The organism is Methylobacterium sp., from assembly GCF_028290105.1.
Classification (GTDB): Bacteria; Pseudomonadota; Alphaproteobacteria; order Rhizobiales; family Beijerinckiaceae; genus Methylobacterium.
In genome coordinates this window covers 1-8365 of record NZ_JAQGKL010000294.1, presented here as the reverse complement: position 1 = coordinate 8365, position 8365 = coordinate 1, and the positions used below count along the sequence as shown (strand labels likewise).

At 72.9% G+C, this 8365-nt stretch carries 7 protein-coding genes and 1 pseudogene; 4 read left to right on the top strand and 4 right to left on the bottom strand.

The genetic code is table 11. The annotated features are described in order from the left end of the window. From JWQ05_RS19780 to JWQ05_RS19765, 4 genes are all read right to left on the bottom strand, one after another. Positions 1–1208 (bottom strand): CCA tRNA nucleotidyltransferase (locus JWQ05_RS19780; protein ID WP_299662309.1); only part of this gene is annotated, 1208 nt, incomplete at its 3' end. Continuing rightward, positions 1205–1462 (bottom strand): DUF6111 family protein, encoded by a 258-nt coding sequence (locus tag JWQ05_RS19775; protein WP_299662306.1) that lies wholly within the window; start codon positions 1460–1462, stop codon positions 1205–1207. The genes JWQ05_RS19780 and JWQ05_RS19775, both read right to left, overlap by 4 nt. A 47-nt stretch (positions 1463–1509) precedes the next feature. Next, positions 1510–2151, bottom strand: a complete 642-nt coding sequence (locus JWQ05_RS19770) for a CoA pyrophosphatase (protein WP_299662303.1) — start codon at positions 2149–2151, stop codon at positions 1510–1512. Further along, positions 2148–2729, bottom strand: a complete 582-nt coding sequence (locus JWQ05_RS19765; protein WP_299662300.1) for a DUF1285 domain-containing protein — start codon at positions 2727–2729, stop codon at positions 2148–2150. Before JWQ05_RS19765 ends, JWQ05_RS19770 begins: the two co-directional genes overlap by 4 nt. Before the next feature lie 457 nt (positions 2730–3186). Here JWQ05_RS19765 and JWQ05_RS19760 point away from each other — a divergent pair, with 457 nt between their 5' ends. The 4 genes and pseudogenes from JWQ05_RS19760 to JWQ05_RS19745 form a co-directional block, all read left to right on the top strand. After that, positions 3187–4191, top strand: a complete 1005-nt coding sequence (locus tag JWQ05_RS19760) for a MoxR family ATPase (RefSeq protein ID WP_299662297.1) — start codon at positions 3187–3189, stop codon at positions 4189–4191. 3 nt (positions 4192–4194) lie between these two features. Next, positions 4195–5130, top strand: a complete 936-nt coding sequence (locus JWQ05_RS19755; RefSeq protein ID WP_299662294.1) for a DUF58 domain-containing protein — start codon at positions 4195–4197, stop codon at positions 5128–5130. 10 nt (positions 5131–5140) lie between these two features. Next, on the top strand, positions 5141–7966 hold the full coding sequence (locus JWQ05_RS19750) for a DUF4159 domain-containing protein (RefSeq protein ID WP_299662292.1): 2826 nt from the start codon (positions 5141–5143) through the stop codon (positions 7964–7966). A gap of 164 nt (positions 7967–8130) precedes the next feature. Then, positions 8131–8365: pseudogene (locus JWQ05_RS19745) on the top strand (hypothetical protein); the annotation flags it as partial.

Sequence of the window (8365 nt, the reverse complement as noted above, 5' to 3'; positions counted from 1 at the left end):
CGCGTGGCCTCGCCCTCCGGGCAGCCCTGTTCGAGCCAGAGGCGTCGCGCCAGGGCGAGGCGCCGCCCGATCTCGGGGCCCGGTCGAACGCCCAGCGCGATGAGATCGGCGCCCGCGATCGGGAAGTCCGGCGCTTCGCGAACACCGCCTGCGAGTTCGCCGAGATAGGCGAGCGCCTCCGGGGCCCATCCCACCCTGCCTCTTTCCGATATCGTCAGGCTCGCGAGGCCGAGACCTGCGATGTCATGCGTCGCGGCGAGCCGGCGCATGTCGGCGACGTTGATCGACGATCGGCTGCGCAGGGCGATCAAGGCCTTGGCATAGCCCGAGAGGCTAGCGTGTTCCGCCTTGGAAAGGCGGAGGCCGATCCGTAAGCGCTCGGCGTCCGCTTCCGAGAAGACTGCCAGGACTGCCAGTCGGTCGATGGCGGTGGTTTCCGCATGATCGGTCACGAGGCGCGCGAACCGGCCGAGATCGCCGATGCCGCCGATGAGGCGCTGGAGCAACCCGGTCTCGCTCAAGGTCGTGAGGGCCGCCGGAGCGCCAAGTGCCTGCAGCAGCTTCAGGAATTCTGCCCGTACCCGTTCGCGCGAGAGGCCGTCGAGGGCGTCGCGGGCTGCGACGCAGGCATCCAGGCCTTCCGGATCGATCTCGGGACCGCCGTAGCGGGCATGGAACCGGAAGAACCGCAGGATGCGCAGGGCGTCCTCGCGGATGCGGGTTCGGGCGTCGCCAATGAAGCGGACGCGGCCCGTTCGTAGGTCCTCCACACCGCCGGTGGTGTCGTGGAGCGTGCCGCCGGGATCGAGCGACAGGGCGTTGATGGTGAAGTCGCGGCGCTGGGCGTCGAGGGCGAAATCGCGCCCGAAACGCACGATTGCGTGGCGCCCGTCGGTCTCCACGTCCTCCCGCAGGGTCGTGACTTCGAAGGCGCTGCGGCCGGCGAGCAGGGTGACGGTGCCGTGCGCGATTCCGGTGGGAATGGTGCGCAACATGCTGCGCGCGGCGCGGGCGATCACTGCATCAGGCGACAGCGTTGTGGCGAGATCGATGTCGTCGCCGGTCCGGCCGAGCAGTGCGTCACGCACGCAGCCGCCGACGAGGCGCGTCGCCTCGCCGTCCGCCGCCAGCGCCCCGAGCACGCGGGCGACATCGGGCTGTTCGAGCAGGCGCCGCGGTCCGTCCGGATCGAGGGTGTGGCCGCTCACTGGAAACGCCCGGGCACGACCTGCCCGTTCTCCAGGTGCGGCGGCACATAGCCGCCCCGGTGACGCTCGGTGAACAGCCCGGTGGCGACGAGCGACAGGATGACGAGCCCGAGCCCGGCGGCCGTGAGGCGGAAGACCTGTCCGTCCCAGTGCGCCCGGTCGTGCGGGCGGCGTCCGCTGATCGCGAGGTAGAGGGCGAACAGCAGGAAGGGCAGGAGGAAGGTCAGCAGTTCCTGGGCGACGCGACGGATCATGGGGCTCTCGACAGGCGGGATTGCTGCGTCAGGGCGGGATTGCTGCGTCAGGGAAAGAGGCGCTCGTGGAGGTTGTTCACGATGCCGGCGGTGACGCCCCAGATCCGGAATTCGCCGTACGTGATGGCATAGTACCGCCGCTGGCGTCCGCGCCAGACGGCCTGCTCGATCCGCCGCTCCGCGCGGTCGAGGAGGTGGCCGAGCGGCACCTCGAAGGTCGCCGCGACCTCGTCGGGGTTCGGGGTCAGGGGCGCCTCGGGCGCGACGAGGCCGAGGACGGGGAGGACGAGGAAGCCGGTGCCCGACAGGTAGGGGTCGAGATAGCCGAGGAGCCGGATGGCCTGCGCCGGCAGCCCGACCTCCTCCCGCGCCTCCCGCAGGGCGGCGTCGGCGGGGGTCGGGTCGTCCGCTTCGATCTTGCCGCCCGGGAACGCGACCTGCCCGGAATGATCGCGCAGGTGCGCGGCCCGCACGGTGAACAGCACCCGCGGGCCGTCTTCGCGGGGCAGCACCGGCACCAGGACGGCGGCACGCCGGTGCGGGCCCTGCGGGACGATGCCGGTTTCGGCGCCGTCGAGGTCGTGGTCCCCGCGCGGGTTCGATGTCGGGTCGCCGTCCCCCGGCGGTTCGCTGGAAAGGTGGCGTCCGGCCCGGTCGACGAGGTCCGCCAGCGCATCACCCGGATTCATGCGCTCTCGGCGGGCGCGATGCGGTGGAAGCGGCCGCCGGCCTCGACGCCGAGCCAGCCCTCGCGCTCCTCGGCCAAGCTCAGGAGGTCGTAGGTCAGCGCCCGGGTCAGCAGCGCCCAGAGGTCGCGCCGCACGTGGACGTACGGGCGCAGGCCCCCGGCAGCATCCTGCTCGAAGCGAAGCCCGTGCTCGGCATCCACGGACACGAGGTCGTCGACATTGGTGCGAAACGCGATCCGCCGCGCGGGGCCCGTCCCCTCGGCGTCCATCTCCACCGCCACGAAGGGCGCATCCTCCACCGTGATGCCGACGCTCTCCACCGGGGTCACGAGGACGAAGCGGCCATCGGCCTCGCGGCGCAGGATGGAGGCGAAGAGCTTGACCAGGGCAGGCCGGCGGATGGGGCCACCATCGTGGAACCAGGTCCCGTCGGCGGCAATCCGCATGTCGATGTCGCCACAGAAGGGCGGGTTCCAGCGCTCCACCGGCGGCGCGCCCCGGCGGGCGACATCCCCCAGGGAAGCGCTGAGGCGGTCGATCGTCGGATCGCCGGAGGGGGCTGCGTCTGAATCCGTCATGCCCCTTCAGATAGCGCATCCTGACCGCGAGGGAACGGCGCGGTTTTCCCCATGGCGTCCCCGCCTCGCATGTCGCGGTCCAACGCCCGACGCAGGCGTCCGGGCTGCGTCCGGCCCGTGAAGGGCACCGTTGGTTTCGCTTCGACCGTCGGTCCCATGCATCCAAAGATGGGGGGCGGTTCGCAAAGTCCGTGATCTCGCGGCGTCCACGGCCGCTCGGTTCCCGGTCGTCGCTGCCAGCCAACCCATCGGGAACCGCTTCTCCACGCCGAGCCGCCGAACACGGTCTCACCCGTCTCAAAGGCCTGCGTCGTCGCGTCGATCTTGCCAGCGTGCCGCAAAGGGCGCCACACTCGGCGGCTTGAAGACCGATGCCGGCCATCGCCAGGGACCGGCCGCCCCCTCGCGGCGCTCGACTCCTTCCGGGTCGGCGTCGAGACGCCAGGACAGAAGACGCATGATTCAGGGCTCGCAGCCGGCCACGACCCTCGATGACGGCATCGTCGCCACGGCCGAAGCCTGTCTCGGCTCCGTGGGGCAGGCCCGCGAGGCGATCCACAAGGTCATCTTCGGCCAGGAGCAGGTGGTCGATCTCGCCCTGGTCACCATCCTGGCCGGCGGCCACGGCCTTCTCGTCGGACTGCCGGGTCTGGCCAAGACCAAGCTGGTGGAGACGCTCGGCACCGTGCTCGGCCTCGACGCCCGCCGGGTGCAGTTCACGCCGGACCTGATGCCCTCCGACATCCTCGGCACCGAGATCCTCGACGAGGACGCCAACCGGCACCGCTCGTTCCGCTTCGTGAAGGGACCGGTCTTCACGCAGCTCCTCATGGCCGACGAGATCAACCGCGCCAGCCCGCGCACGCAATCGGCGCTGCTGCAGGCCATGCAGGAGCACTTCGTCTCCGTGGCCGGCGAGCGCCACGACCTGCCGCGCCCCTTCCACGTGCTGGCGACCCAGAACCCCATCGAGCAGGAGGGCACCTACCCGCTGCCCGAGGCGCAGCTCGACCGCTTCCTGCTGGAGATCGACGTCGGCTACCCGGACCGGGCCGCCGAGCGCCGCATCCTCATTGAGACCACGGGCGTCGACGAGCACAAGCCGCAGGCGGTGATGTCCACCGAGGCGCTGCTCACGGCCCAGCGCCTCGTGCGCCGCCTGCCCGTCGGCGACGCGGTGGTGGACGCGATCCTCGACCTCGTGCGCGCCGCGCGGCCCGATGGCGGCGATCCGGCGCTCAAGGGCAAGCTGCTCTGGGGCCCGGGGCCGCGCGCCAGCCAGGCGCTGACCCTGGCGGTGCGGGCCCGCGCCCTCATCGAGGGCCGCGTCGCGCCCTCGATTGCCGACGTGAAGGCGCTGGCCGAGCCGGTGCTCAAGCACCGCATGGCGCTGAGCTTCGCCGCGCGCGCCGATGGCGAGACGATCTCCGGGCTGATCGCCCAGCTCGCCGGCAAGCTCTAGGGCATGGCGATCCCACGGCCCGGGAGCGCCACCACGCGGGTCCTCGACGCGGGCGCCCGCAATCCCGGGCGACGCGAGACCGAGGCTGCCCTGGCGCTGGCCGAGCGGATGCCGCGCCTCATCCTCGAATCGCGCCGGGTCTCCTCGACGCTGGCGCACGGCATCCATGGCCGGCGCCGGGCGGGCCCGGGCGAAAGCTTTTGGCAGTTCCGGCCCTTCGTGGCGGGCGAGGCCGCCGCGCGCATCGACTGGCGCCGCTCGGCCCGCGACGACAGGCTCTACGTGCGCGAGCGCGAGTGGGAAGCCACGCACAACATCTGGTTCTGGATCGACCGTTCCGCCTCCATGGGCTTCGCCTCGCATCTCGCGCAGGCGCCCAAGGTCGAGCGCGCGCTGGTGCTGGGTTTCGCCTTGGCCGACGCGCTCGTGGAGGGCGGCGAGCGCACGGGCCTGCTCGGGCTCACCCGCGCCACCGCCTCGCGGCGCATCGTCGAGACCATGGCCCAGGCCCTGGTGGCGGATGCGGGCGGACAGGACGACGACGCCCCGCCGTCGGCCGATCCGGGGCGGTTCGACGAGGCGGTGCTGATCAGCGACTTCCTCTCCGACCCCGATGCGGTGAAGGCCTCGGTGGACCGCCTCGCCGGCCGGGGCACGCGCGGCCATCTCCTGATGATCGTCGATCCCGTCGAGGAGACCTTCCCGTTCTCGGGGCAGGCCGTGCTGCACGACGTCGAGTCGAATTTCAGCCTGAACGTCGGCGATGCCGGCGCCTGGGGCGAGGCCTACCGGGTGCGGATCGCCGCCCACCGCGACCGCCTCGCGGAGATCGCCCGGGCGCAGGGCTGGACCCTGACCATCCACCGCACCGACCGGCCCGCGAGCGAAGCGGCCCTTCGCCTTCTGACCCTCCTCGCCGCCGCGCGCGGGACCGGCTGAGGACCGCCGCATGTTCGGATTGCCCCTGACCTTCGCCGCCCCCCTGGCGCTCGCCGCGCTCATCGCGCTGCCGGCCCTGTGGTACCTCCTGCGGGTGACGCCGCCGCGCCCGCGCCGGATCGACTTCCCGCCGCTGGCGATCATGGCCGACCTGCTGGCCAAGCGCGAGACGCCGGCGCGCACCCCGCCCTGGCTCCTGATCCTGCGCATCCTCGCCGCGGCCTGCCTCATCCTGGCGGTGTCCGGCCCGGTCTGGAACCCGTCCGGCACCGGCACCGGTGCGGGGGCGGGGCGCACGCCGCTCCTCGTCATGCTCGACAACGGCTTCACCGCCGCGCACGACTGGCGCGAGCGGCTGCGCGTCGCCACCGACGCCATCGAGGCGGCGGCCCGCGACGGACGCCCCGTGGCGGTGGCGGCCCTCGCAGAGCCTGCGGCTCCCGTGGAGGCCCGGGTTCCGGCCGCCGCCCTCGACCGCCTGCGCGCCATCGCCCCGCGCCCGCATCTGGCCGACCGCGACGCGCACCTGGCCAGCCTCGGCGCCTTCCTGGAAAAGACCCCCGGCAGCGCGATCCTGTGGATCAGCGACGGCGTCGCCGGCTCCGTTGCGGAGACCTTCGGGCGGCGTCTCGCGGACCTCGTCGGCCAGCGCGGCGCGGCGCTGACCATCCTGAAGGCCGACCGTCCCCCGGCACTCGCCCTCTCGGCGGCGGAGGCCGGCGGGCGCCTGACCGCGCATGTGCTGCGCGCCGGCCCGAACGGCCGCGACACCGGCCTCGTGCGCGCCCTCGACGGGAAGGGGCTGCCGCTGGCCGAGCACGAGTTCACCTTCCCGCCGGAGGGGAGCGAGACCGAGATCGGCTTCGACCTGCCGGTGGAGCTGCGCAACGGCATCAGCCGCCTGGAGATCTCCGCCGAGCGTTCCGCCGGGGCCGTGACCCTCGTGGACGAGCGCGGCAAGCGCCGCCGTGTCGGCCTGATCTTCGGCGGCACCAGCGACCAGGCCCAGCCGCTGCTGGCACCGACCTATTACCTGTCCCGCGCGCTCGGCCCCTATGCCGACGTACAGGAGCCGCGCGGCGCCAAGGGGGTCGCCGAGTCCATCGCGCAGATGCTCGACGCCCAGGTCTCGGTGCTCGTCCTCTCCGATGTCGGCGCCCTCGACGGGCAGATCCTCGCCCGCGCGGAGCAGTTCGTGGACGAGGGCGGCCTCCTCCTGCGCTTTGCCGGCCCGCGTCTCGCCGCCGGCAACGACCCCCTGGTGCCGGTGCGCCTGCGCCGGGGCGGCCGCACGCTCGGCGGCACGCTCTCCTGGGACAGCCCGAAGACGCTGGCGGCCTTCGCGCCCGAGAGCCCGTTCGCGGGTTTGACGCCGCCCGCCGACATCGGCGTGCGGCGCCAGATCCTGGCCGAGCCCGACGGCGACCTGCCCGGCCGGACCTGGGCCTCCCTGCAGGACGGCACGCCCATCGTCACCGCGCAGAAGCGGGGCCAGGGCCTCGTCGTACTCTTCCACGTCACCGCCGACACCACTTGGTCGAACCTTCCCCTCTCGGGCCTGTTCATCGACATGCTGCGCCGGGTGGTGAATCTGGCCGGAGCCAAGGCCCTGCCTACCGGCGACGCGGGCGCGCGGGCCACCACCGTCCTCGCCCCACGCCTGACCCTCGACGGCTTCGGGGCCCTCGGCACGCCACCCGCCGGCGCCACCGCCGTCTCGGCCGACACCGCCGACCGCGCCAGCCTGGAGCACCCGCCGGGTTTCTACGGCCCGGCCGATGGCGGCATCGCCGTGAACGCCCTGCGGGTGGAGGACCGCCTGAAGCCCCTCGACTTCACGCCGCTGACCGGCGCCCGGCTCGGGTCCCTGGCCGGTGCCGACACCCTCGACCTGCGCGCCACCCTGTTCACCCTGGCCCTGATGCTCCTCATCCTCGACACCCTCGCGGGCCTCTGGCTCGGCGGCTTCCTGCGCCGTGGCCGTGGGCTCCTCCCGCGCGCGGCCGCGATCGGGCTCGCCATCCTGCTCGCCGCCGGGACCGCCACGGCCCCCGTCCCGGTGCGGGCGCAAGGCGCGGCGCCCGCTCGCACCGGCGCCTTCGATTCGGCGCTGGCGACACGCCTCGCCTACGTCGTCACCGGTGACGAAGCCGCCGACACCGCGAGCCGGGCCGGTCTCACCGGCCTGACGCAGATGCTGGCGAGCCGCACCGCCCTGGAGCCCGGCGACCCGATCGGAATCGATCCGGGCAAGGACGAGCTCGCCTTCTACCCGCTGATCTACTGGCCCATCGTCGCCGGGCGGCCCCAGCCGAACGAGGCCGCGATCCGCCGCATCGACGCCTTCATGCGCAACGGCGGCACCGTGATCTTCGACACCCGCGACGCGCTCACCGCGCGCCCCGGCGCGCCGCCCACCCCCGAGGGCGCCTACCTGCGCAAGATGCTGGCGACGCTCGAAGTGCCCGAACTCGAACCGGTGCCCGCCGACCACGTGCTCACCAAGGCCTTCTACCTCGTGGACAGCTTCCCCGGCCGCTACGCCACCGGCCAGACCTGGGTCGAGACCCTGCCCCCGGCGGGGGAGGGCAACGAGCGCCGCCCCGCCCGGGCCGGCGACGGCGTCTCGCCCATCGTCATCACGGGCAACGATCTCGCCGCCGCCTGGGCGGTGGGCAAGCGCGGCGAGCCGCTCTACCCCATCGTCGGCGGCGACCAGCGCCAGCGCGAAATGGCCTTTCGCGGCGGCATCAACTTCGTGATCTATACGCTCACCGGCAACTACAAGGCCGATCAGGTCCACGTCCCGGCGCTGCTGGAGCGGTTGGGGCAGTGACGGCGCTTCCGGCCGATGGGTTCCTCTGTTTGCCATGTGGCGAAACGTTGAATGCGAGAGCGGGTCTCCGTTCCTGTAGGGAAGGGGAGCGCGACGCGGGCGCGCTGGCTTCGGCAATCGAGTGGACCCGGTATGACTGACCCATCACCGGAGGCCACCCGGCCATGCTGAGCCTCAGCTTCACGCCCCTGCTTCCCTGGCCGGTGCTCGCCGGCTTCGCGGTCCTCGTCGTGGTGTTCGTCGGGCTCGCCTTCCTGGCGCGCGGGCGCAGTGCCATCCTGCGGGCGCTCGCCCTCGCGCTGGTGCTGCTGGCCATCGCCAACCCGTCGCTGGTGCGCGAGGACCGCGAGCCGGTGAAGGACATCGCCGCCATCGTGGTGGATCGCTCCGGCTCGCAGG